The sequence below is a fragment of the Flavobacterium davisii genome, assembly GCF_019565505.1.
Lineage (GTDB): Bacteria > Bacteroidota > Bacteroidia > Flavobacteriales > Flavobacteriaceae > Flavobacterium > Flavobacterium davisii.
Genome location: NZ_CP067378.1, coordinates 1 through 23,387, shown reverse-complemented (window position 1 = coordinate 23,387; position 23,387 = coordinate 1). Strand labels below are relative to the sequence as shown.

General features: G+C 28.0%; 19 protein-coding genes and 7 pseudogenes. 18 read left to right on the top strand and 8 right to left on the bottom strand.

Annotated elements, in window-relative coordinates; all coding sequences use genetic code 11:
* Positions 1–74 precede the first annotated feature (74 nt).
* From JJC05_RS00125 to JJC05_RS00115, 3 genes are all read right to left on the bottom strand, one after another.
* Positions 75–845 (bottom strand): patatin-like phospholipase family protein, encoded by a 771-nt coding sequence (locus JJC05_RS00125; RefSeq protein WP_105197062.1) that lies wholly within the window; start codon positions 843–845, stop codon positions 75–77.
* A 138-nt stretch (positions 846–983) separates the two neighbouring features.
* Positions 984–1,682, bottom strand: a complete 699-nt coding sequence (locus JJC05_RS00120) for an SIMPL domain-containing protein (RefSeq protein WP_105197063.1) — start codon at positions 1,680–1,682, stop codon at positions 984–986.
* 57 nt (positions 1,683–1,739) lie between these two features.
* On the bottom strand, positions 1,740–2,381 hold the full coding sequence (locus JJC05_RS00115) for a rhomboid family intramembrane serine protease (RefSeq protein WP_105197064.1): 642 nt from the start codon (positions 2,379–2,381) through the stop codon (positions 1,740–1,742).
* Positions 2,382–2,487: 106 nt separating this feature from the next.
* On the opposite strand from JJC05_RS00115, the pseudogene JJC05_RS00110 reads away from it, so the two are divergent.
* Positions 2,488–3,356: pseudogene (locus JJC05_RS00110) on the top strand (lysophospholipid acyltransferase family protein).
* Positions 3,357–3,510: 154 nt separating this feature from the next.
* On the opposite strand, the pseudogene JJC05_RS00105 reads toward JJC05_RS00110, so the two are convergent.
* Both JJC05_RS00105 and JJC05_RS00100 read right to left on the bottom strand, forming a co-directional pair.
* A pseudogene (locus tag JJC05_RS00105) lies at positions 3,511–4,970 on the bottom strand (aminoacyl-histidine dipeptidase).
* Positions 4,971–5,137: 167 nt separating this feature from the next.
* Positions 5,138–7,114 carry an alpha-ketoacid dehydrogenase subunit alpha/beta gene (locus tag JJC05_RS00100; RefSeq protein WP_235877887.1) on the bottom strand — a complete coding sequence of 659 codons (1,977 nt, stop codon included), beginning with the start codon at positions 7,112–7,114 and terminating at the stop codon, positions 5,138–5,140.
* 172 nt (positions 7,115–7,286) lie between these two features.
* Here JJC05_RS00100 and JJC05_RS00095 point away from each other — a divergent pair, with 172 nt between their 5' ends.
* The 10 genes and pseudogenes from JJC05_RS00095 (at position 7,287) to JJC05_RS00055 (ending at position 13,205) form a co-directional block, all read left to right on the top strand.
* Positions 7,287–8,240, top strand: a complete 954-nt coding sequence (locus JJC05_RS00095; RefSeq protein ID WP_105197068.1) for an isopenicillin N synthase family dioxygenase — start codon at positions 7,287–7,289, stop codon at positions 8,238–8,240.
* Between the two features lie 78 nt (positions 8,241–8,318).
* A complete protein-coding gene (locus JJC05_RS00090) occupies positions 8,319–8,648 on the top strand; it encodes a translation initiation factor (protein ID WP_105197069.1) in 330 nt (109 codons plus the stop codon).
* Positions 8,649–8,806: 158 nt separating this feature from the next.
* Positions 8,807–9,672: pseudogene (locus JJC05_RS00085) on the top strand (nucleoside phosphorylase).
* A 16-nt stretch (positions 9,673–9,688) separates the two neighbouring features.
* Entirely contained in the window at positions 9,689–10,213 is a 525-nt protein-coding gene (locus JJC05_RS00080) for a GNAT family N-acetyltransferase (RefSeq protein WP_105197071.1), read from the top strand.
* 10 nt (positions 10,214–10,223) lie between these two features.
* Complete coding sequence (locus JJC05_RS00075; protein ID WP_235877885.1) at positions 10,224–10,694, top strand: GNAT family N-acetyltransferase; 471 nt, start codon at positions 10,224–10,226, stop codon at positions 10,692–10,694.
* On the top strand, positions 10,678–10,827 hold the full coding sequence (locus JJC05_RS00070; protein ID WP_235877884.1) for a hypothetical protein: 150 nt from the start codon (positions 10,678–10,680) through the stop codon (positions 10,825–10,827). The genes JJC05_RS00075 and JJC05_RS00070 overlap by 17 nt, the downstream gene beginning before the upstream one ends.
* Positions 10,820–11,356, top strand: a complete 537-nt coding sequence (locus tag JJC05_RS00065; protein WP_127823047.1) for a hypothetical protein — start codon at positions 10,820–10,822, stop codon at positions 11,354–11,356. Before JJC05_RS00070 ends, JJC05_RS00065 begins: the two co-directional genes overlap by 8 nt.
* A 37-nt stretch (positions 11,357–11,393) precedes the next feature.
* Entirely contained in the window at positions 11,394–12,239 is an 846-nt protein-coding gene (locus JJC05_RS00060; RefSeq protein ID WP_105197074.1) for a substrate-binding domain-containing protein, read from the top strand.
* Positions 12,240–12,258: 19 nt separating this feature from the next.
* On the top strand, positions 12,259–12,495 hold the full coding sequence (locus tag JJC05_RS17780) for a hypothetical protein (RefSeq protein ID WP_309597372.1): 237 nt from the start codon (positions 12,259–12,261) through the stop codon (positions 12,493–12,495).
* A gap of 74 nt (positions 12,496–12,569) precedes the next feature.
* Entirely contained in the window at positions 12,570–13,205 is a 636-nt protein-coding gene (locus JJC05_RS00055) for a transglutaminase-like domain-containing protein (RefSeq protein ID WP_309597374.1), read from the top strand.
* Between the two features lie 2 nt (positions 13,206–13,207).
* On the opposite strand, the gene JJC05_RS00050 is transcribed toward JJC05_RS00055, so the two are convergent.
* Positions 13,208–13,873, bottom strand: coding sequence for a uracil-DNA glycosylase (locus JJC05_RS00050; protein ID WP_105197076.1), 666 nt, complete (start codon positions 13,871–13,873; stop codon positions 13,208–13,210).
* An 88-nt stretch (positions 13,874–13,961) separates the two neighbouring features.
* Here JJC05_RS00050 and JJC05_RS00045 point away from each other — a divergent pair, with 88 nt between their 5' ends.
* From JJC05_RS00045 to JJC05_RS00035, 3 genes and pseudogenes are all read left to right on the top strand, one after another.
* Positions 13,962–15,161, top strand: a complete 1,200-nt coding sequence (locus JJC05_RS00045) for an SGNH/GDSL hydrolase family protein (RefSeq protein WP_235877883.1) — start codon at positions 13,962–13,964, stop codon at positions 15,159–15,161.
* Between the two features lie 45 nt (positions 15,162–15,206).
* Complete coding sequence (locus JJC05_RS00040) at positions 15,207–15,350, top strand: hypothetical protein (protein WP_235877886.1); 144 nt, start codon at positions 15,207–15,209, stop codon at positions 15,348–15,350.
* An 8-nt stretch (positions 15,351–15,358) separates the two neighbouring features.
* Positions 15,359–16,839: pseudogene (locus JJC05_RS00035) on the top strand (MBOAT family O-acyltransferase).
* 325 nt (positions 16,840–17,164) lie between these two features.
* On the opposite strand, the gene JJC05_RS00030 reads toward JJC05_RS00035, so the two are convergent.
* Positions 17,165–18,415, bottom strand: a complete 1,251-nt coding sequence (locus JJC05_RS00030; protein WP_127823046.1) for a GDSL-type esterase/lipase family protein — start codon at positions 18,413–18,415, stop codon at positions 17,165–17,167.
* Positions 18,416–18,681: 266 nt separating this feature from the next.
* Here JJC05_RS00030 and JJC05_RS16220 point away from each other — a divergent pair, with 266 nt between their 5' ends.
* From JJC05_RS16220 to JJC05_RS18605, 4 genes and pseudogenes are all read left to right on the top strand, one after another.
* Complete coding sequence (locus JJC05_RS16220) at positions 18,682–18,954, top strand: glucosaminidase domain-containing protein (protein WP_258929317.1); 273 nt, start codon at positions 18,682–18,684, stop codon at positions 18,952–18,954.
* Between the two features lie 177 nt (positions 18,955–19,131).
* Positions 19,132–21,297: pseudogene (locus tag JJC05_RS00020) on the top strand (endonuclease MutS2).
* 11 nt (positions 21,298–21,308) lie between these two features.
* Positions 21,309–21,722, top strand: coding sequence for a thiol-disulfide oxidoreductase DCC family protein (locus tag JJC05_RS00015; RefSeq protein ID WP_235877879.1), 414 nt, complete (start codon positions 21,309–21,311; stop codon positions 21,720–21,722).
* Between the two features lie 80 nt (positions 21,723–21,802).
* Positions 21,803–22,802: pseudogene (locus tag JJC05_RS18605) on the top strand (DUF3810 domain-containing protein).
* A 430-nt stretch (positions 22,803–23,232) separates the two neighbouring features.
* Here the strand turns inward: JJC05_RS18605 and JJC05_RS00005 are convergent.
* Positions 23,233–23,387, bottom strand: a pseudogene (locus JJC05_RS00005) (ribulose-phosphate 3-epimerase); the annotation flags it as partial.

Here is a 23,387-nt window from a genome sequence, read left to right as displayed (position 1 = left end):
CTATATTCCTATTTATAATACGAAATTTTGTTTTTTTAAAACAAACTATTTTAGCTAAGTAAACAAGGGATATATTAATTTATTTTTAAAAAAGTTTTTTGTGCTTCCTTATATCCTATTGAAAAAATTTCATCCATTTTTAATTTATTAGTCTCAAAAGTACCAAATTTAGACAATTCTTCTGGCTGAATTAGCCAATTACAATTTGTAAATTTATGCGCACTAGAATTAGCAAAAAGTAAATCAAAAGCGCGAGCTGTTACAGATCTAATAGAAGTAAGATTCTTGGATTGTATTTTTTGTATAGGGCTTACATAAACACCTATACAATAATGACATCTTCCTTGTAATAAATCTGTTGGAAAATGATTTAAAATTCCGCCATCACTATACAAATTTCCTTCAAATTCATAGGGAGAAAAAACACCAGGAAAAGATGATGAAGCCAAAATAGCATCTACTACACGTGTTTCTTCATCAAAAATCTTTAGTTCCCCTTTTACTAAATCGGTTGCAGTTATATGAATTTGAATAGGCAAATCTCCTATTTTCAAATCTTTAAAAATTTTATAAAAATAAGGCTCGAAAGCATTTCCATCTATTAAACCTGCTTTAGAAAATGTGAAATGTCTCCAATGGAAAAAATAAATAGATCTAAAAAATTCTAAAATTTCAAGAGGTGATTTACCTACTGCATATAAAGCTGCTATAATAGCTCCTACACTCGTCCCTGAAATAATTTTAGGATTTATTTTGTTTTCATTTAAAAAATGTAATACTCCTGCATGAGCTAAACCTTTACTTCCTCCACCAGAAAGCACTATTCCTATATTATCTAATTTCATTTTTATAAAAAACGGTAAAAAAATTATTTTATTTTAGCGCCCTTTTACCTTCATAACAAAATCTAGTGCCTAGATATTTATTGATAAAAGGAAAAATATTGTAAACAATATTTTTCCTTAAAAATAACAATTTATTTTTTATTCAATAACAAACCCAACTTGTACGTTTACTACTACAGCTATTTCACCTATTGCTAAAATTTCTTTGTTCCCTGAATCACCCAAAGCCTCTCGCATTCCAGCTGATTTATACATCATAGGTTGTTGAGGATAATAACTTGATGAATTATCAGTTACTAAAAGCAGTTTTCCTACTTTTTGTCCTAAAACAGATACAAAATCTTCTGCTTTTTGTTTAGCATTTAACATTGCTTTTTTACGAGCTTCTTTTTCTAATTCTTCCAATTTTGAAGTTTTAAAATCTACACCTCTTATATTCGTTATACCTGTATCGGTAATTCCTAACATAAAATCATTATATTTCTTAATATCTTTTAATAAGATGCTAATGGTCTGACTAGCGTAAAAATTATACTTCTTTTTTTCATAATCATAATTTTTATTAAGATTTACATCTGTTGTTTGATAATCAGAAGCTGGAATATTATACTCTTTTATATATTGAATGAGTTTATGTATTATATCATCATTCATTTTTTTTGCAGTGGTTGCATCTTTTGCTGTATTTTCAACTCCTAAAGTAATTAAACATTGATCTGGAATTACTTTTACTTTTCCTTCTCCAGAAACACTCACTTGTGGAATTTGTTGTTTTAATTCTTGTGCTTGCATTATAAAAGACATTAAAAAGAATAAGGATGTGATTAATTTTTTCATTGATATATAATTTTAATTCTACATTTATTTTTTAGAAATGTTACAAAATGTATGCCATTATATTTTTTTTATCTTAGTTAAGAAAAAAAGTATTATTATAGGAATAAGTAATAAAATAATCATTTTAAAACTACTAATTAAAATAGTCGGGTTTATTAATATTGTAGAGACTAAACCTCCTAATGCTCCTCCAAAATGTGCTTCATGCCCTATATTATCATTTTGAGCTTTTATTCCATAAATAGAATATAACAAATATCCTATACCAAATATATAGGCTGAAATTGGAATTGGAATTAAAAAAAGATATAAATTCATTTCAGGATTCAACAAAATAGCAGCATATAATATACCTACTACTGCACCAGAAGCTCCTCTTGCTCTATAACTGTAATCATTTTTATGATAAACCATAGATAAAAAACTTCCTGATAATAAACTAACTAAGTAAATAATTAAAAACAGATAGGAACCAAAATTATAAATTACAATGTCTGCAAACATATATAAAGTGAACATATTAAAAAATAAATGTCCCCAATCACCGTGCAAAAAACCTGATGTCAACATTCTTATTTGTTCTCCTGAACGAATTTTTCTTACATTAAATTCATATTGATTAGAAAAATTGTAATCTGTAAAACCTTTATAACTTACAAAAACTGTAATTCCTATTAGTGCTAATAATACTAAATTCATTGCCTCCTTTTTTTACGAGCAATATACTACATTTTAGACGAACAGTATGCAATGAAATTCTTTATTAAATAAATTTAATGAGTTATATTTGCCTTAAAATATTAAAATGCAATTAGTCGTTTATATACTAGTATACCCTATAATTTGGTTCATATCAATACTTCCTTTTAAATTATTATATATTTTATCTGATAGTGTTTATTTTATTATTTATTATATAGTAGGCTATAGAAAAAAAACGGTACGTCATAACTTAATGATTGCGTTTCCTAATTTATCTTCAAAAGAACGATTGTCTATAGAAAAAAATCATATAGACATCTTTGTGATATGTTTCTAGAAATGATAAAAACACTAAGTATTTCAGAAAAAGAAATGGATAAAAGGTATCAGTTTACCAATTTAGAAATTTATAATAAATTGGAAATGCAACAAAAAAGTGTCATTATCATGTTAGCTCATTATGCAAGTTATGAATGGATAATAGCCATGAATAAATATATTAAGTTTGAAGGTTTTGGTGTATATAAAAAAATTAAAAATCGTTATTTTGATAAGTTAGTAAAAAAATTCGTTCTAAATTTAATGCTACATTAATTAGTACAAAAGAAACCTCTAAAGTTATAGAAAAGAATAACCATAATAATATTTTATCAGTATATGCTTTTATTAGTGATCAAACACCTAAGCCTTCAAGTAATATGCATTGGTATCAATTTATGGGGAAAGAAACGCCTATACATGTTGGAGCGGAGCTATTAGCTAAACGTTTTGACATGAGTTTAATATTTTTGAAAGTAAAAAAAGATAAAAAGAGGTTTTTATCAAGCTACTTTTGAGATTTTAGCAGATGAAGTAAAATCTATTCCTAATTTTCAAATTTCGGAAAAGTTTATTCAAAAAGTAGAACAACAAATTTATGAGGCTCCTGAGTATTATATGTGGACTCATAAGAGATGGAAACATACTCGATAAGTAATAAAGAAGTTTTTAAAAAATTCAAATTCAACATCTAATCTGTCACTTTCAAGAAAGGTGAAGTCGTATTATCAGTATCTTATCATTTCGCCCTGTGAACGAAATGATAAGATTGTGACTTTTTAGAAGATCCTTCTTTCTATATATTTTATTATTTAAGAGGAATATTTTGTAAGATCTCTAAAACAAATTTCCAATATTTTTGAGCAGAAGAAATACTAGCTCTTTCATCAGGACTATGTGCTCCTTTAATTGTAGGTCCAAAAGAAATCATATCCATACCGGATAATTAGTTCCTAAAATACCACATTCTAAACCTGCATGACAAGCTACTACATGTGGTTTTAAACCATTTTGTTTTTCATATATAGAGGTTAATACATCTAATATTTCGGAATTAACATTTGGTGTCCATCCCGGATACGAGCCTGAAAAATGAACTTCGCAACCAAATAATTCGAAAGCTGAGCGCAACGCATTAGCTAAATCAAATTTAGAACTTTCTACTGAAGAACGGGTTAAATTTTGAATAGATATTTGTCCTTCTTTTACAATTACTCTGGCAATATTATTTGATGTTTCTACTAAATCAAGCATATCAGGGCTCATACGATATACTCCATTGTGAGCTGTATAAATAGCACGTAATAAACCTTCTTGTACTCCTAAATCCATTACATTGGCTGGCAAATCTGACTTTTCAATCATAATTTGCAGATTAGGTTCCATTGTTTTATACTCTGCTTTGATATCATTTATTACCTCTTGCATATCAAAAACAAAAGCTTCATCATACATTCCAGCAATAATAACTTTAGCTACACTTTCACGTGGAATTGCATTTCGTAAACTTCCGCCATTGATTTCTGCAACTTGAAGACCAAAATTTTCAAAACCATCAAATAATAAACGGTTCATAATCTTATTGGCATTACCTAAGCCTTTATGGATATCCATTCCTGAATGTCCTCCTTGTAATCCTTTTACAGTAATAACATAACCTACTGAACCTGCAGGTGTTTCTTCCTCATTATACGTACGTTCAGCTGTTACATCTACTCCCCCTGCACATCCTATATCAATTTCATCATCTTCTTCTGTATCTAGATTTAAAAGGATTTGACCAGATAATAATCCTCCTTTTAGCCCTAAAGCTCCTGTCATTCCCGTTTCTTCGTCAATTGTAAATAAAGCCTCAATAGCAGGATGTATAATATCTGTACTTTCAAGTATTGCCATAATCGTTGCTACACCTAAACCATTATCTGCTCCAAGTGTGGTTCCTTTAGCTCGAACCCAATCACCATCAACATACATTTCAATACCTTGTGTATCAAAATCAAAAACAGTATCATTGTTTTTTTGACAAACCATATCTAAATGCGATTGCATTACAATGGTTTTTCTATCTTCCATTCCTACAGTAGCAGGTTTTTTAATAATTACATTACCTACTTCATCTTTTATTGTCTCTAGACCTAATTTTTGTCCAAATTCCATCATAAAAGCAATCACTCGTTCTTCTTTTTTAGACGGGCGAGGCACCGAGTTTAGATCGGCAAACTTGTTCCAAAGAGCTTTGGGTTCAAGGTTTCTTATTTCTTGACTCATTTTGTTAGAATAATTTTAAAGTGTCAAATTTACAAATAATGGTTTTTCTATGATATAAAAAGATTATAATTTATAAACTTCATTTCATCATATAGAATAACCTTAAAATATATTATTTTTATGCTTTACTTATTTTATTTTTAAACATTAATCTTTTTCTCAAAAAACTAATAATTCAAAAGTTTTTTTAATTCTATTTCAAAACGCATTTTCGGCAAATATTGATCTTCTAATGATTTCATAAAAGGAATAGCAGTTTCTAAACTACCGACTCTACAAACAGGGGCATCTAAAAACTCAAAGCAATTTTCCATAATTAATGCCGAAATATCACTAGCTATACCTCCAAAAAGTGTATCTTCTTGTAATACAATGGCTCTATTCGTTTTCTTTACAGATTTATAAATTGATACTACATCTAATGGCTGGAGTGTTCTCAAATCGATTAGATCAGCTGATATGTTTGGATTATCATTCAAAGTTTCTAAAGCCCAATGTACACCGGCTCCAAAAGTGATGATAGTAACGCTATTTCCTTCCTTTATAAGCGAAGCTTTACCAAATGGTAGTGTGTAATAATCTTTTGGTACATTCTGATAAATGGAACGATAAAGCATTTTATGTTCAAAAAAGACAACGGGATTAGGATCATTAATAGCCGTATTCAATAAACCCTTTGCATCATAAGGGAATGCTGGATAAACGACTTTTAAACCGTGTGTTTTAGTAAACCATGCTTCATTAGTTTGAGAGTGAAAGGGGCCTGCTTGTGTACCACCGCCACAAGGCATACGAACTACTACATCTGATTTTTCACCCCAACGATAATGTTGTTTGGCAAACAAATTAACAATAGGATTAAAACCTGTAGAAACAAAATCAGCAAATTGCATTTCTACAACCGCTTTGTAGCCATTAATAGATAATCCGTTTGCAGCTGAAAGAATTACACTTTCACAAATAGGTGTATTCCTTACCCTCTCTTTTCCAAATTCCGTAACAAATCCTTCTGTAATTTTAAAAGCTCCTCCATATTCAGCTATATCTTGTCCCATAAGAACTAAATTAGAGTGTTTTTGCATAGACTGTCTTAATGATTCTGAAATAGCGTCTATAAAACGAATATTCTCTACTTCTGTACTGGGATCTATTTTTTCAAAATTATAAGGAGCGTATACATCTTTTAATTCTTCTTCTAAATTGGCTATAATAGCCGGTTCTTCTTGTACTTTTAGCCAATTTAAATCGATTTCTTCTTTAATTTCTTTATGAATTAAATCATCTTCTTCATCTGAAAGTACCATTGTAATTTTCAAATATCTCCTATAATTTTCAATCGGATCTTTTTCTGCCCAGTTTTTAATTAATTCTTCAGGTACATATTTCGTACCGCTTGCTTCCTCATGCCCTCGCATTCTAAAAGTTTTACATTCTATTAAAACAGGTCTAGGAGAATTAATCATTGATTCTTTTAAGTCGGATATTAAATTATAAATTTCAAGAATATTATTCCCATCTATTATATAACTTTCCATTCCGTAAGCTTTACCTCTATCTGCTAAATTTTCACATTTATATTGCTCATTTGTAGGAGTAGAAAGGCCATATCCGTTATTTTCTATAATAAAAAAAACAGGTAAATTCCAAACGGATGCTACATTTAAAGCCTCATGAAAATCACCTTCTGAAGTAGCGCCTTCTCCAGTAAATACTGCTGTAACTTTATTGTTTTTAGATAGTTTATTAGCTAATGCAATACCATCAGCTACTCCCATTTGTGGTCCTAAATGAGAAATCATACCTATTATTTTATACTCTTGAGTTCCAAAATGAAATGATCTATCTCTACCTTTTGTAAAACCATTTATCTTTCCTTGCCATTGCGAAAAAAGTTTTTCTAATGGTATATTTCTAGCTGTAAAGACACCTAAATTACGATGCATTGGCAATATGTATTCATCATCATTAAGAGCAGCTGTAACACCTACTGCTATCGCTTCTTGACCAATACCAGAAAACCATTTTGATACTTTTCCTTGACGGATTAAAATCAACATTTTTTCTTCTACTAATCGAGGTTTCAAAAGCTTTTTGTAAAGAGCTAATAAAGCTTTGTTTGTTAAATCTTTTCTTTCAAAATTCATAATTAATTCAGTTAGCTATATCAAAAATAGAGATTAAAATTTCAGTAAAACTGACAAAAGTTAGTTTTTTTATAATTGTTAATAACTTTTATTGAAGAATAAAACATTTTATCTCTACATTTGTTCTATCAAGGTATTATACCAATTGAAGTTATTAACAAAAACTAAGACAATGCAAAAAATTCCTAGTGTTGACTTACGTGATTTCCTATCGGATGACCCGGTACGTAAACAAAAATTTGTAAATGAAATCGGAAAAGCCTACGAAGAAATTGGTTTCGTAGCATTAAAAGGTCACTTTTTAGATGACAAATTAGTTGAAAATTTGTACAGTGAAGTACGTAACTTCTTCAGTTTACCATTAGAAGTGAAATCAAAGTATGAAATCCCCGGTATTGGAGGACAAAGAGGATATGTATCTTTTGGAAAAGAGCATGCTAAAGGTCGTTCTGCTGGTGACTTAAAAGAATTTTGGCACTTTGGTCAGTACGTATCAGAAGGTTCTAAATGGGCTGGAGAATACCCTGACAATGTAATGGTAAATGAATTACCTAAATTTAATGAAGTAGGTAAAGAAGCTTTTCAAATGTTAGAAAAAACAGGTGTTTACGTGTTAAGAGCTCTAGCATTATATGTAGGTTTAGACGAATTGTATTTTGATAATTTTATCAAAGACGGGAATTCAATTTTACGACCTATACATTATCCACCTATTACAGATGAGCCTAAAGATGGTGCAGTACGTGCAGCAGCTCATGGTGATATTAACTTAATCACATTGTTAATGGGAGCTCAAGGTAAAGGGTTACAAGTACAAAATCATGCAGGCGAATGGATTGATGCTATAGCACAAGATGATGAATTAATGATTAATGTAGGCGATATGTTATCCCGTCATACTAATAATAAGTTAAAATCAACTATTCATCAAGTGGTAAATCCTCCAAGAGAATTATGGGGAACTTCACGTTTTTCAATTCCTTTCTTCATGCACCCTGTAAGCAACATGTCTTTAAATTGTTTACCAGAATGTATAGATGAAAAGAATCCTAAATTATTTGAAGATATTACAGCTGGCGAATACCTAAATGAGCGTTTAGTTGAATTAGGATTATTAAAAAAATAATTTAACCATTAAATATTTAAAATTGAGAGTTAAGGATTTTAATTAATTTTTAATTCTCAATTTTTGATTTTCATCAAAATGGATTTACAAGATCAATTACAAAAACTTTTCCCTGATCATACACCTTCTAATGATCCTATTGAAGAAGAAAAATCACATGAGCTCTTCGTTCAAAAAGAACCTATGATTTGCAAATATGAAAGAAGAAAAGGAAAGCCCATCACCATCATAGCAGGCTATGAAGGTGAAGATGAAGATTTTAAACTTTTAGCTAAAGAAATAAAAAATAAATTAGCAGTTGGAGGAAGTTTTAAAGAGGGAGAAATCATTATTCAAGGAGATTATCGTGATAAAATCATGAATATTTTAAAGGATAAAGGTTTTAAAGTTAAACGTGTTGGAGGTTAAATTTAACTCTAAAAAAATCAAAATTAACTTTTAAACGTTTTGTTTATCAATTCTACCATTTAGAACAATCAGAGCCTCAAAATTAAATTGATTAACTAAAGGAGATAAAATAATTAGATTCTTTTAAACAAACTCTTTCATTTAATAATTTTAAATTTATGATTAAAAATTCAGAACTTATATTAAACCCTGATGGTAGTGTTTATCATCTTAACTTAAAACCGTCAGATATTGCAAAAGATATTATTATAGTTGGTGACCAATACCGTGTTGAAAAGATCACAAAACATTTTGATTCAATTGAGTTTTCAACACAAAAAGAGAATTCAAAACTCAAACAGGAATCTATAAAGGTAAACGTATTACTGTATTATCTACAGGAATTGGCCCTGATAATATTGATATCGTAATGAATGAACTAGATGCTTTGGTAAATATTGATCTAGAAACAAGAAAAATTAAAGAAAATTTAACTTCTCTAAACATCATTCGTATTGGAACTTCTGGTTCTTTACAAGCAGATATACCTGTTGATAGTTTTGTTTTATCTAAATACGGACTAGGCTTAGACAATATGCTACGCTCCTATTTAATTGATCACATTACTGAAAACGAAATAGAAGAAGCTTTCATTTCTCAAACAAATTGGGATATGCGTAAAGGAAAACCTTACGTTATTGCAGGAAGCGAAACGTTAGAAAAACGTTTGGAAAGTGATAAAATTTTTAAAGGTTTTACAGGAACAGCAGGCGGTTTTTATGGTCCTCAAGGACGTGTCCTACGTTTAAATATTCAAGATCCACTATTAAATAACAAAATGGATTCTTTTAATTTTAACGGAACCCGCATGACCAATCTTGAAATGGAAACCTCTGCTATTTATGGTTTAGGAAAACTTTTAGGTCATAATTGTTTATCTCTAAATGCTGTAATTGCAAATCGAGCTAACGGTACTTTTAGTGAAGATCCTTATAAAGCTGTAGACGCACTCATCATATACACACTTGATAAATTAGTTGAATAACTATTATCCTAAATAGATGATGCTACAACTGGAAAGCAAAAAACTAATTTTTAAACCATTTGAAATGACTGATGCGCAATCATTGTTTGAAATGGATAGAAATCCTAATGTTCATAAATATTTATGGCAACAGCCCATCCAAGATATTGAAGATGTTAAAATTGGTATTAAAAAGGTATTAGAACAATATGAAAAAAATAAAATAGGACGATATAGCACTATTTTAAAAAAAACAGGCGAATTTATTGGATGGACTGGTATTAAATTTATAAATGATCACAAAGAAAATGGTAATACCAATTTTTATGATTATGGATACAGACTAGATGAACGTTTTTGGGGACAAGGATATGCAACTGAAGCTACATTTTTTTGGTTAGAATATGCTTTTTATCAAATGAAAATAAAAGAGTTAAACGCATATACTCATTTTGAAAATAAAGCTTCCAATCATATATTAAAAAAATGTGGATTCCAGTTTATAGAAACATATATTGCATCAGATAATGTATCATGGAATTGGTGGAAAATTATTAAATAGTTAGTCTATTATGAATTTTATTTTAGAAACACCTAGGTTAATCATGCGGCCTTTGACAATAGAGGATGTAGAAATATTGCATAAAATAGATTCTAACCCTAATGTTCATGAGTATTTATGGAACGCTCCTGCAACTGATATTAATCAAACAAAATTTGTTATAAACGCTATTTTAAGTCAATATATTAAACATAAAATAGGACGTTATGGTATTATTCTAAAAGAAACGAATGAATTTATAGGCTGGGGTGGTCTTAAATTTAATGAAAATACAGTCAATAATCATCAAGATTTTTATGATATAGGCATTTGTATAACACAAGAATATTGGAATAAAAAATTAGGCTTTGAAGTTTTTCATGCTTGGATTAAATACGCATTTAAACACCTAAATTTACCAAAGTTATACGCCTATACACAAACAAAAAATTATAGTAGCAATAAAATGGCCGAAAAAAATTCACATGCGCCTGACAAATGAATTTATTTATGATGATCAAAATTGGAATTGGTACGAATTAGGTATACTAAAATACGACATGATTATTAGTAAAAAAATAATACATGATATAGAAATTAATATTTCACCTATTCTAACAAACAATAATGAATAATCTATCTAATTGGTTAACTAATAGAGGCATCTCTACTTGGGAGGAACTGACTAAATACGTACAAAAAATTCCCTATGGAAGAAATAGTTTGCGTAATGATTTTTCCCTTGTATTAACTGAACATAGAGGAAGCTGTAGTTCTAAACACGCATTGTTAAAATCCTTGGCATCTGATTTTAATCAAGAAAATACGGAACTCATTTTAGGCATTTTTAAAATGAATGCAAAAAATACCCCTTCCTTAAAAGAAATATTAGAAAGCAATTCTATTGATTATATACCAGAGGCACATTGCTATTTAAAAATAAATGATCAATATAAGGATTATACAAGTAAAAATAGTCTTTATTCTAGAATAAAAGAAGATATACTTTTTGAAATCATAATTAATCCTGATCAAGTAATACAATATAAAATAGATTACCATCAAACATTTTTAAAAAATTGGATTTTCGAGACCAAACAAAATAAGACCTTTGAAGAAATTTGGGATATTCGTGAAAAATGTATTGCCCAATTATCTAAATAATTTAATTTTCTAAAAATCATTTTCTTTAATTTAAAATATGAAAACAGTACGAATTGTTGGAGTGCCAGAACATTTTAATCTTCCTTGGCAATTATGTATAGAAAACGGAGAATATGATCAAGTGGGAATTGACCTACAATGGACTGATATTCCTGAAGGAACTGGCAAAATGTGTCAAATGTTACGTAACAATGAAACAGATCTTGCTGTAATTCTAACAGAAGGAATAATAAAAGATATTGCTTCAGGAAATGATAGTTCTATCATACAATTATACGTTCAGTCTCCATTAATCTGGGGAGTACATGTTAATTCCAATTCTCACTATCAATATATGTCTGATTTAGAGAATACTAAAAGTGCTATTTCAAGAATAGGTTCAGGTTCTCATTTAATGAGTTTTGTTAATGCAAAACAACAAAATTGGGATCTTAACACATTAAATTTTGAAATTGTTGATACGATAGAAGGAGCCGTTAAAGCTATACAAAATGGAAAAGCAGACTATTTTCTATGGGAACGTTTTATGACACAACCCTTAGTTGATCAAGGTATTTTTAAAAGAATAAGTGAATGTCCGACTCCTTGGCCTTCTTTTGTAATTGCTGTTCGAAATGAATTTATTCAAAATAATTCAGCTACATTGGAGTTAATTTTAGAAATTATTAATAATACAACTATTGAGTTTAAAGATATACCTAGTATAGACAGAACATTAGCTGCTCGTTACAATCAAAAAATAGAAGACATACAACTATGGCTTAAACAAACAAAATGGTCACAAAAGAAAATGGATCAAAAAACGTTTGATAAAATTCAAAAACAATTGCTAGAATTTAATTTAATAGAAAATAAATTATCTTTTGACATGATCGTAAAATAAATTTTGCGTGATATAAAAAATGACTACAACCTCTATAAAAGATCTTTATCATCAATACAAGGATCGGCTTTCATCAGTAAAGCCTTGGAGTCGTGTAGTCATTTTAATTTTATGCTTATTACTCACGCTACCCACTTTTATAATTGCACATCATAACTTAAAAGAAACTAATTGGAAAATTCCTTTTGATCGTTTTTTATTATTCATTTGCATTACTATAATTTATTATTTATTATTTCAAAAAATAAAAAAATAATTATTGTTTTTATTGTCATCTATATACTTATTTTATCATACGGAACTTTTTTTGGAAATTATGGTTTTTATAATTTGTATGATGATTACAGATCTATGATGTACACAATGGATGAAAATCCATATCCACAAGATATTATTATCAACAAACTACTCCCCTTCCCTAATAAATCTAAAGTTCTAAAAGCAATTGATTTTAACAATCCAAAAGTGCGCAATTTTGCTGTTTGGTCTACCACTCAAAATTTTAAAAATGTATCCCATTTAAAAGATTTTTTTGAATACCGAACCACTATACAATGTTTTGCTGTTTTTAAAGAAATCAAAAAGAAATGGAATTATGTAAATGACCCACAAGGAAATAATTATATTGCCGATGCCTCTGAATCAATTGAACATTTTTCAGGTGATTGTGATGATCACGCTATATTAATGGCAGCCGGTATTAAGGCCGTCGGAGGTATTCCACGTTTGATACACACAGATGCCCATATTTATCCCGAAATGCTTATTGGCACTAAACGAGATCTTGAAAAAGTAAATTACTTAATACATAAAGTATTATTTATTCAAGAAAGCAAAAACAAACCCTTACACTATCATATAGATGAAAGGGGTTATATTTGGCTTAATTTGGATTATACTGCTAATTATCCAGGAGGAAAATTTATGAGTGAGACCATCTTAGGTCAATTAACACTTAGTAATTAAACTTACCATTTTATTTCTTCTTTATCAATAGATTTCAAATATTCATTCGTTTTACTAAAATGTTTATTACCAAACCATAAACCACGATTGGCACTTAAGGGTGATGGATGTCCCGTTTCTAAAACATAATGTTTATCTCTATTTATCTTAGCTCCTTTTTTCTTAGCAAATCCTCCCCAAAGTAAAAAAACAACATTTTCTTTTTTATCTGAAATTTGCTGGATAACAGCATCTGTAAATATTTCCCATCCTTTGTTCTGATGACTCCCCGCGTTATTTTCTCTAACTGTTAAAGTTGCATTTAAAAGCAAGACCCCTTGTTCAGCCCAACGTTCTAAATTGCCTGATACTGGCATGGGCATTTTTAAATCGGACTCAATCTCTTTAAAAATATTAAGTAATGAAGGAGGAAATGCAATACCTTCATTAACAGAAAAACATAATCCATTAGCCTGTCCCAGACCATGATAAGGGTCTTGTCCTATTATCACGACTTTTACATCATTAAAATGACAATGATCAAATGCAGAAAAAATAAGATTCCCTTTGGGAAAGCAACGACCTATTTGATATTCATTCTTTACAAAGTCAATCAAATTTTTAAAATATATATTTTCGAATTCTTCTTTTAGAATATCTTTCCAAGAATCATGAATTTTTACTTCCATTTTTTTTCTTACAAAAATATTAAAACTTATAAACTTATGATAACTTTTCCATACTTTTGCCGGTTTCAAAGAATATCAAATAACACTAATGAACAGCAACAATAAAGTATTAGTATTTGTTTTATCAGTTACATCTGTATATCTTGGACTTTCATTTTTTTCAAAAAACATAATTGAATATTATCCTAGTTTCAAAAATGTTAATCTATTTGCTGATATACAAAACGATAAATCGGTTAAGACTGATAAAGAAAATACTAAAAAGAAAACAAATAGTTTAGTTAATAAAACTCAAAAACTAGATAGCACATTTACTATTTTTGATAGCTATCAAACAACCAATATAACAGATTTTGATAATGATAGCAAAAATTTTGTATTCCAAAATTTATCTAGTAAACTAGATGAACTATATCAAAATAAAAAAGCAAAAATTAGAATTGCTTGGTTTGGTGATAGTCAAATAGAAGGAGATCTAATGACTCAAGACATTCGAGAAATGTTACAAAATTATTTTAATAAAAAAAAGGGCGTTGGTTTTGTTCCTATTAATTCAATTTCATCTGATTTTAGGCAAACAGCCACTTCCAAAACATCTGGATCTTTTGAAACCTTTAATTTTAAACAAAACCCTGAAAAAAATGTTTTCTTATCAGGTTATTCATTCCTTAGTTCGGATTTAGATATTACTTTACGAAATAATATAAAAAAAGACAGTACACAAATTCTTGAAAAATGGTTATTATTTGGTAAAGGAAATGATATTACGATAACTCAAAATGGTGTTCAAACAAACTACCATGCTAGTGAAGCTTTTAACAGAGTTTTATTAGATAGGTCTACAGCAAATAGCATACACTTTAAGGCTCAGTTTGCCAACACTCCTATTTACGGTATAAGTTTTGAACCCGAAAACGGTATTGTACTAGATAATTTTTCTTTTAGAGGTATCACAGGAATTGAGCTCAACAAAATTAGTATAGAACTCTTACAAAAATTGAATCAAGAAAATTATTATGATTTAGTTGTATTTCAATACGGAGTTAATCTGATGTTTAGACCTAATGACTTAAATTATGACTATTATTATGAAAAAATGTCTCCTATCATTAAAAAATTTAAAAAAGAAATGCCTAAAACCGATTTCTTAATTTTTAGTTGTTCAGATAGAGCTTTTAAATATGATAATGAATGGAAAACGGCAATAGGAATAGATAGCTTAATAAAAGTACAAGCTCGATTATCGTATGATAATAAAGTCCCTTTTATAACCTTTTTAATTCTATAGGAGGAAAAGGAATTATGAAAAAAATGGGTTGATACTATTCCTAGAATGGCTAGTAAAGACTATATCCATTTCAATAATAGAGGGTCTAAAGTAGTGGCTAAAACAATATTTCAATCTATTCAAAAAGAATTTGAAAAAATAAAAAACAAACCGAAAAAGCAAATAAAAAAACAAAATAATAAAAACTAATTTTCAAAATGTTAACTTTCGATTTCAACAAAATAATCGATCAGCTATTTTATGATCCTAAAAACCCATTACTTTTTAATAGTGGCTTCTTTGTTTACTTTTTTTTAGTTTTCATTATTTGCTATTATATGGTAAGAAAAAATTACTTAAGAAGAGCCTATATCTTAAGTTTTTTTTCGCTTTTTTTTTTTACAAAGCGAGTGGAAATTTTGTTTTTTTAGTAATAGGATCAGCCGTTGTTGATTATTTACTCTCTATTGCTATATACAAAGCAAGAGCAAAAGCCGGATTAAGAAAATTTTTATTAATTTTTTGTATTATTTTTAACTTGGGCTTACTTTTTTATTTTAAATATACTAACTTTTTTATAGAAATAATAAACAGTTTAAATATAACAAAATTAGATCCTATCCACATTTTATTACCTATTGGTATTTCATTTTATACATTTGAAAATATTAGTTATGCAGTAGATGTCTACAAAGGAGAAATAAAACCAGAAAGAAATATTGCAAACTATATTTTATTTTTATCCTTTTTCCCTAAATTAGTTATGGGACCTATTGTTAGGGCTAAAGACTTTATACCTCAATTAAAAAAAGATTATTACGTAAGCTCTGAAGATTTTTCAAAAGGGTTCTACCTCATAATAAGTGGATTAATAAAAAAATTAATCATTTCAGATTATATAACACTAAACCTAGTAAACTATATTTTTGATGGTCCTCATTTACATAATGGTTTTGAATGTCTTATAGCTCTATATGGATACGCCATTGTGATTTATTGCGATTTTAGTGGATACAGTGATGTGGCTATTGGGATTTCTAAATGGCTAGGAATTACGATCCCTCCCAATTTTGAATCACCGTACCAAAGTACTTCTCTTACTGAATTTTGGAGAAAATGGCATATTTCCTTATCTTCTTGGTTACGTGATTATTTATATATAGCCATGGGAGGAAATAAAAAAGGTAAATTAAGAACTAATATTAATTTATTTTTAACGATGCTTATTGGTGGATTTTGGCATGGAGCAAGTTGGAATTTTATTATTTGGGGATCTTTACATGGTTTTGGCTTGATTTTAAATAAAGTTTGGACCAATTTCACGTCTAAAATAAATTTTTTACCTCGATTTATTTCAAATCTTATTTTTGGACTTATAACATTCCATTTCGTCTGTTTTTGTTGGATTTTTTTCAAAGCAGAAAATTTAGAAACGTCCTTGACTTTTATCAATCAAATTATCAATCAATTTAGTCTTGAAGGAGCTGAAGATTTTGTAACAAATTACAAACACCCTTTAATAATGATTATAATAGGATATTTAATACATTTAATACCAAATAATTGGAGTGAAAAATACATTGCAATACAAAAAAAGCTCCCTTTATTATTTAATATCATCGTTATGATTTTGTTTATATTCTTATATTCTTATTTTAAAAGTACTGAAGCTGTAATGCCTATTTACTTACAATTTTAATACTAGTAAAAGAGGCAGAATTGCAATAAATTATTATTTTAAAATTTTATATAATACCCCTATTTTTGAGTTAATTATTCAAAAATGGGGTTTTTTATATTAATGCCTATTTTTGTCTTTTCATCTAGATCATGAAGTCTAATGCGGAATTTAGGCTAAAAAAGGTTATTCTATTAAATTCAATGTATTTAATCTAAGGAATAAGATGAAGTCTTTTTCAGTAGAAGTCTCGTTTACTATATAAAAAAATAAAACACTTTTATATACTTAACACATAAATTCATCATTTATAAAAAATGATCCAGCCTAATATTATTTAGAAGATTTAATTTCTTACTTCTGAATTTGTTTTAGTAACAGTAGAGGAAAGTGAATTTAAAAAGTTATTCCAACTTTTAGCAAATGCTTCGGTAAATAAATAACCTTGCAACTCATATCCCTTTTTAGAATAATGAACAAGATCATTTGTTAAAAATTGATTTCTTGCTAATTCACAACCTCCTTCTAATCCTTTTGAAATTTCAAACAAATCCCAAAGAGCAATCTGATTTTCAAGACAATATTCCTTAATTGCTTCAGAAAAATCCTTTAATTTTTTATTAGGAACTACTTTCTTATAAAAAGAAACAGGAGGAGTTGACAATATAAAAACGGCTTCTGGATTAAATATTCTTATTTTTTCAATTGTTTCTTTTATAGATTCGATAAAATTTTCAGGGGTTAAAGCAATATTTTGTGCTTCATTTGTTCCCATAGACAATATATAACAATCTGACTTAATATTTTTAATTTGATTCCAAAATAAATTTTCGGAGTTATAATCCGAAAATTTAGCTCCATTTACTCCTATAGCACTATAAATAATTCCTCTATCAATAGAATTTTCTAAAAATACACCATAGAGCTTTGTACAAATAGAATCATTACATACAATATTGAAATCAGAACGAAGACTACTAAATTTAAAATCTAAAACTCCTTTTGTCTTAATATTACATTTTATTGTATCCGCTACTAAATTTATATTTTTAATTTCATCATTCGTAAATAAAGTAAGTTTATCAAACTTATGAATTGTTTCCAATGCTCTAAATTTGAAACTAACAAAAGAATTTGGTTCTGTAGATTCTATGGCAAAACCACTTAAACCACAGGGTATATCTGGATTTTTCTTAATCAATCTACTCCCTTTCCAATCCGAATTAGAACTAAAAATTATATCTGAAGGAGCATTACTTTTAGCTAGTTGATAGGGAAATATTAAACCTCTACCAGCATTACCAAAATAACGTTGTAATTCAGTACGTACTATTTTAGTAGACATATCAGCCTGTATATGCGAATCTCCTATATGAACAAATGAAACTCGTTTTCCATCATTTTCTTTTAACCTTAAGAGTTTAAAGAAAAGAGGTTTTAAATGATTCTCATTTATAATGCTATTTTTTTCAAAATCTAAATTTATCTTAGGATATAAAGAATCTGTTTTTTTATACTGAAATATGGCTATATTTTGCCCTAAAAGTGGTTGCAAAACAAAATAAATAAATAAAAAAACAACTTTATTAAAAGACATAAAATATTAATTCTAAGTTAATTTGTTGATAAAAAGCACATTTAAAAAAACTTTTTCTTAAATTTGCTCCCTACTTCTTAAAAAGAAGAAATAGAATTATTAATCATTTGGCAAATTTGGTCATTATTTTAAGTAATACCAACTTAATTATAAAGAAATTTATGCTTATGAAAAATCTAAAATTTTACTTTTTATTTGTTTTCACCTTCCTTAGCTTTTGTAATAGCTATTCGCAAACTGAATCATACATTAAGGAATATGGTGAAATGGCAGATAAGTTATCTTTTGAATTTGGAATACCAAGATCTATAATTTTAAGTATTGCTATAGTAGAGTCAGGCTATGGTAATAGTAAAGTTGCAAAAAGGTTAAACAATCACTTTGGTATAAAAGGAAAAAATCAGGTAACTTGGTCTAGTTTCAAACAATATTCAAGCGTTGAAGATTCGTTTAGAGATTTTTGTTTAAAAATGGCATCAAAAAAATTCTATATGAATTTAAAAGGAAGTGATGACTACCTACTTTGGTTAAAAAAATAAGTTTAACAGGATATTCAACAAAACCAACTCTTTGGCGAAATAAGATAAAAAAAACAATTTTAAAGCATAATCTACATTAAAAGTTACTTTTAATAGATTAAATTTAAAAGGGGATTGAATTTTCAGTCCCCTTTTTTTGATTTAAATTGTAAATTTGTGACTACATTAAAAAACAAAATGATTTCGATAAATAATAAAACCTTACAAGACTTAGAGTTTCAAACTGTTTTAGAAACTATTTCAGAATACTGTACAACTGAAATAGGTACTGAAAAAACATTGCATATAACACCCTATAGTAACAAAGATGAATTAATAGAAATTTTATTACAAACTTCAGAATATCGTTCTTCTTTTGATAACAATAATGCTTTGCCCAGTCATAATTTTGATCCTATAATAAATGAACTAAAATTTTTAGCAATTGAGGATAGTTTTTTAGAAGCTTTAAGTTTTAAAAAAATTCATTCGCTCGCTGAAAATGCCAATATTTTACTACTTTTTTAAAAAAATTTGAAGATTATTATCCAGCTCTACATCGCAAAGCTATTGAGATAACTATTACAAAAGAAATTAGCAAATCTATTGAAACTGTTTTTGATAAATACGGTGAAATAAAAGATGAGGCCACTCCCACTCTACTAGAAATCCGCAGAAATATGAACCTAGTTCGTGGTAAAGTGAATCAAAGTTTTGGAATGGCACTAAGCCAATACAATTCATTAGGTTATTTAGATGAAATTCGTGAAACCGTAGTAGAAAATCGTCGAGTATTGGCTGTACAAGCAATGTACCGTCGTAAAGTAAAAGGATCTATATTAGGCAGTTCTAAAACTGGAAGTATTGCTTATATTGAACCCGAATCTACACTTCGTTACTCTCGTGAATTAGCTAATTTAGAATATGAAGAACGAGAAGAAATTATCAAAATTTTAAAACAATTAACTAATAAAATTCGTCCTTTTCACGGGTTATTGACACAATATCAAGATTTTTTAAGTGATATAGATGTCATTTCAGCTAAAGCCAAATATGCTTTTAAAATAAATGGATTACTTCCTAAAATAAATGAAGAAAGAAAAGTCTTTTTGCGAGAAGCTTTTCACCCCATTTTATTTTTAACCAATAAAGAAAGAGGAAAAACAACCTATCCACAAACTTTTGATTTTGATGAAGATAAACGTATTATAGTCATATCAGGTCCTAATGCTGGTGGTAAAACGATTTCTATGAAAACAGTTGGCTTGTTATTAGTAATGTTACAATCAGGTATGTTAATTCCTGTTCATGAACGTAGTGAAACTTGTTTTTTTGATCGAATTCTAACAGATATTGGCGACAATCAATCTATTGAAAATCACTTAAGTACCTATAGTTATCGTTTAAAAAACATGAACTACTTTTTAAAAAAATGCAATGCTAAAACCTTATTCTTAATTGATGAATTTGGTACCGGTTCCGATCCCGAGTTAGGAGGAGCATTAGCTGAAGTATTTTTAGAAGAATTTTATCATCGTGAAGCCTTTGGCATCATTACAACACACTATGCTAATCTAAAAATGTTAGCTAATGAATTACCGAGTGCTACCAATGCTAATATGCTTTTTGATGAAAAATCATTAGAGCCGATGTATAAGCTAATTATTGGACAAGCAGGTAGCTCATTTACATTTGAAGTAGCTCAAAAAAATGGTATTCCATACGGATTAATAAATCGTGCTAAAAAGAAAATAGAAGGTAGTAAAGTACGATTTGACAAAACAATTTCATCACTTCAAAAAGAACGTTCTAAACTAGAAAAAACTTCACAAAATTTAAAACAGGAGGAAAATAAAGCTCGTGAAGAAAGCAAAAAAATGGAAAGCATTAATCTTAAAATTCAAGATAAATTAGAACGTTATCAAGAGTTATACGATAGTAACCAGCGTTTGATTTACATGGGACAAAAAATTGATGATATTTCAGAAAAATATTTTAACGATAAAAGTAAAAAAGATCTAATTGGTGAATTTTTAAAAATGGTAGAAATTGAAAATTCAAAACGTAAAAAAATTACTATAAAAGAAAAAAAGCGAAAGAAAAAATTGAAAAAGAAGTACTTGCTGAAGTAAAAGAGAAAGTAGATGAAATTCGAAAAGAAAAAAAGGAAAAGAAAGAAATTGCTAAAAAAATAGAGAAAACAAGCCTAAAGTAATACTTAAAGTAGGCGATCGTGTTCGTATGATTGATGGCAAGTCTATAGGAACAATTGATAAAATTGAAAAGAATAATGCAATTGTGAATTATGGTATTTTTACTTCAAAAGTAAGCTTAGACCAATTAGAATATATTCAGCCTAAATAAATATTAAATTAATGGAACATTTAGCAAAAGATAAAAAAATAATCCTTTTTGATGGAGTTTGTAACCTTTGCAATTACTGGGTGCAATATATTATTCAAAAAGATAAAAATGATATTTTCCGTTTTGTAGCTTTAGAATCTAAATTAGGACAAGAAATCCTTTTATATTTAGGAATTAGTAACCGGAATATTGATAGTATTATACTTTATATTCCAAAACAAGCTTATTTTTATAAATCTGATGCTATTTTAGAAATTGCTAAAAATCTGCCTTATTTAAATTGGCTTTATTTTTTTAAGATAGTTCTCGGAATATTACGTGATCCTCTTTATGATTTTATAGCTAAAAATCGCTATAAATGGTATGGTAAAAAAGAAAGTTGTATGATTCCTACTCCAGAATTAAAAGCAAAGTTTATTGATTAATACAAAAATATGATCCCTTTAAGAATAAATAAGATACTTATTTCAAAGAATACTTTTTTTTATTATTCTTTTTACTTCAAATTGTATTATTAGAAATATTAACAACATTTCCTTTTATTACAGAACAATACTATAGCAATGGCTTTTACCCCGTCATTTCAAAACTAAATAGAATCATTTTTGGATGGATTCCATTTTCTATAGGTGATCTTATTTATACTTTATTAATACTGTATTTTATTTACTGGTTTTATAAAAATCAAAAAACAAGCTGGATTCAAAAAATCAAACAAACTTTTAATATTTTTGTCATAACCTACTTTATATTCCATTTACTTTGGGCCTTTAATTATTATCGAATGCCTCTTTATCAGAAAATGAATCTAAAAACAGATTATACTCCAAAAAGTAATTTCAATTTTTACCAAAAACTTATTAATACAAGTAATCAAATTCATTTTAAACTGACACATAATACAAATGAAAAGGTCATTATTCCTTATAAAACAGTCCAAATATTTCAATTAGCACCATTAGGATATGTAGATTTACAAAAAAAACATCCTTATTTTGAATATAAAAATCCTAGTATAAAAAAATCATTATTCAGTATACCACTAACTTATATGGGATTTGGGGTTATTTAAATCCTTTTACAAATGAAGCGCAAGTAAATAATGAACCACCATCTTATAGTTTACCTATTGTCGTTTGCCATGAAATGGCACATCAAATGGGATATTCTAGTGAAAGTGAATGCAACTTTATTGGTTATTTAGCCTCAACACATAACAAAAACTTATTCTTTCAATATGCGGGTCATACTTATGCTTTACGTTATTGTTTGTCAAACATTTCCTCTAAAAATAAAAAGGAACTAGAAAACATAATTAAAACAATAAATCCGGTATTTTAAAAAATTTTAAAGAAACTGATCTCTTTTGGTCAAAACATGAATCAATCCTTAATAAAGGATTTGAATTATTTTACGATCATTTCTTAAAACTAAATCAACAAGAAGAAGGTATAAAGAGTTATAGTAAATTTATTGATTTATTAATTAATTATTCCGATCAATAATTTTTAAAACCCACACAGAGTACTTGAATTTGAAGAAAAATATTTACTTCGCAATTTATTTCGTTCGAATCTAATGCGAGATTTGGTTTAAAATTTAGAGGCTGCTGAAAAATTGGACGCTTTATAAAATTAAGAACTCCAAATTCCAATTTTATTATTAAGTGCAAGGTTTTTAGACTATTGTATTCAAAACCTTGCATCTAATATTCTGATTTCTACAATTTATATATTCAAAGTTCTATTTTACAAATTATATAAGAATTAAAATTTTCTAAAAAATATTAAAAATGAAGATTTTAAGTAAAAATAATGCCAATTAACGTTGAATTAATTTTTTAGCAGTCTTATTTACTTATAAATTTTATTTAATACATTTTTCTTAACTATTTAAAAAAGAAAGGTTTTTATCTTTTTAAATAGAATTAAATTCCTACGCATTAACTACTTTTTTAAGTTCAATAATTGTTTTTTCTGGATCGTTTGAATGAAACACAAAACTACCTGCAACTAAAACATCTGCTCCTGCTTCGACTAATTTTTTTGCATTTTGAGAAGAAACACCTCCATCAATTTCAATAAGAGTAG

Bases quoted from the DNA above. Each gene is read 5' to 3' on its own strand.
- JJC05_RS00125 (WP_105197062.1), bottom strand. From the start codon at position 845: ATGAAATTAGATAATATAGGAATAGTGCTTTCTGGTGGAGGAAGTAAA.
- JJC05_RS00120 (WP_105197063.1), bottom strand. From the start codon at position 1,682: ATGAAAAAATTAATCACATCCTTATTCTTTTTAATGTCTTTTATAATG.
- JJC05_RS00115 (WP_105197064.1), bottom strand. From the start codon at position 2,381: ATGAATTTAGTATTATTAGCACTAATAGGAATTACAGTTTTTGTAAGT.
- JJC05_RS00100 (WP_235877887.1), bottom strand. From the start codon at position 7,114: ATGAATTTTGAAAGAAAAGATTTAACAAACAAAGCTTTATTAGCTCTT.
- JJC05_RS00095 (WP_105197068.1), top strand. From the start codon at position 7,287: ATGCAAAAAATTCCTAGTGTTGACTTACGTGATTTCCTATCGGATGAC.
- JJC05_RS00090 (WP_105197069.1), top strand. From the start codon at position 8,319: ATGGATTTACAAGATCAATTACAAAAACTTTTCCCTGATCATACACCT.
- JJC05_RS00080 (WP_105197071.1), top strand. From the start codon at position 9,689: ATGATGCTACAACTGGAAAGCAAAAAACTAATTTTTAAACCATTTGAA.
- JJC05_RS00075 (WP_235877885.1), top strand. From the start codon at position 10,224: ATGAATTTTATTTTAGAAACACCTAGGTTAATCATGCGGCCTTTGACA.
- JJC05_RS00070 (WP_235877884.1), top strand. From the start codon at position 10,678: ATGCGCCTGACAAATGAATTTATTTATGATGATCAAAATTGGAATTGG.
- JJC05_RS00065 (WP_127823047.1), top strand. From the start codon at position 10,820: ATGAATAATCTATCTAATTGGTTAACTAATAGAGGCATCTCTACTTGG.
- JJC05_RS00060 (WP_105197074.1), top strand. From the start codon at position 11,394: ATGAAAACAGTACGAATTGTTGGAGTGCCAGAACATTTTAATCTTCCT.
- JJC05_RS17780 (WP_309597372.1), top strand. From the start codon at position 12,259: ATGACTACAACCTCTATAAAAGATCTTTATCATCAATACAAGGATCGG.
- JJC05_RS00050 (WP_105197076.1), bottom strand. From the start codon at position 13,873: ATGGAAGTAAAAATTCATGATTCTTGGAAAGATATTCTAAAAGAAGAA.
- JJC05_RS00045 (WP_235877883.1), top strand. From the start codon at position 13,962: ATGAACAGCAACAATAAAGTATTAGTATTTGTTTTATCAGTTACATCT.
- JJC05_RS00040 (WP_235877886.1), top strand. From the start codon at position 15,207: ATGGCTAGTAAAGACTATATCCATTTCAATAATAGAGGGTCTAAAGTA.
- JJC05_RS00030 (WP_127823046.1), bottom strand. From the start codon at position 18,415: ATGTCTTTTAATAAAGTTGTTTTTTTATTTATTTATTTTGTTTTGCAA.
- JJC05_RS16220 (WP_258929317.1), top strand. From the start codon at position 18,682: ATGGCAGATAAGTTATCTTTTGAATTTGGAATACCAAGATCTATAATT.
- JJC05_RS00015 (WP_235877879.1), top strand. From the start codon at position 21,309: ATGGAACATTTAGCAAAAGATAAAAAAATAATCCTTTTTGATGGAGTT.